At 77.4% G+C, this 1,195-nt stretch carries 1 protein-coding gene; it reads left to right on the top strand.

The window, feature by feature from the left end; genetic code table 11:
• Positions 1-147 precede the first annotated feature (147 nt).
• Positions 148-1,195, top strand: a 1,048-nt coding sequence (locus RIF93_RS20705) for a flavodoxin domain-containing protein (protein ID WP_309093326.1), incomplete at its 3' end; no start/stop codon positions are given.

Genomic DNA, 1,195 nt, shown 5'->3' with positions numbered 1-1,195 from the left:
CACGGCCCTGACCGTCATGGGGCCGGTCGACGGGCCAGCCTTCGCCGGGGCCCTGGACATCGCCGCCGCCTTCGTCGTGCGCGGCCCCGACGGCGCCCTGGCCGAGACCGTCACGCCCGCCTTCGCCGCCATGCTGAACGAGGGCGCGTGACCGTCGATCCGTCCCGCTGGCTGTGGGCCCTCGCCGCCGTCGCCCTGTGGCTCGGCCTTGTCGCCCTGGTCGCCTGGCGCCGCCGCCGCGCCCGCCGGGCCGCCGCCGACCGCACCGCCGCCCTCGCCTCCGGCGGGGGCGACGACGCCCTGCTGGTCGCCTTCGCCAGCCAGACCGGCCAGGCCGAGGAGCTGGCCTGGATGACCGCGGCCGGCCTGTCGGCCGCCGGGGCGCCGGCGCGCGTCGCCCTGCTCGGCGGCCTCGAGCCCGGGCAGCTGAAGGCGGCCGGACGCGTCCTGTTCATCGCCTCGACCACCGGAGAGGGCGACGCCCCCGACGCCATGTCCCGGTTCGCGCGGCGGCACATGACCGCGCCCGCCGACCTCTCCGGACTGTCCTACGGCCTGCTCGCCCTCGGCGACCGCTCCTACGCCGGCTTCTGCGGCTTCGGCCGCGCGCTCGACAGCTGGCTGCAGCGCTCGGGGGCGACGCCCCTGTTCGACCGGGTCGAGGTCGATGACGGCGACGCCGGCGCCGTCCGCCACTGGCAGCACCAGCTGGGCGCGATCACCGGCCGCCCGGTCGAGGCCGACTGGACCCCGCCGGCCTACGACCGCTGGAGACTGGTCTCGCGCGTCCATCTCAATCCCGGCAGCCCCGGCGGCGAGGCCTGGCGGCTGGCGTTCGAACCGGTCGGCCACACGCCCGACTGGGTTGCCGGCGACATCGCCGAGATCGGCCTGCCCGCCGTCGAGGGCGCCGCCCCGGCCAGCCGCGAATACTCCGTCGCCTCCCTGCCCTCCGACGAGGTGGTCGAGCTGATCGTCCGCCTCGCCGTCCGCGACGACGGCTCGCCCGGCCTCGCCTCCGGCTGGCTGATCCGCGGGCTCCGGCCCGGCGATCCCGTGGACATGCGGCTCAGGACCAACCGCAGCTTCCACAGCCCTCCGGCGGACACGCCGCTGATCCTGATCGGCAACGGCACGGGCCTCGCCGGCCTGCGCGCGCACTGGCGCGCCCGGTCCGGCGTCCCGCACGGCGGGA

It is taken from the genome of Phenylobacterium sp. (assembly GCF_031181185.1).
In the GTDB taxonomy this organism is placed as follows: Bacteria; Pseudomonadota; Alphaproteobacteria; order Caulobacterales; family Caulobacteraceae; genus Phenylobacterium.
This window is presented reverse-complemented; position numbering and strand designations above follow the sequence as displayed.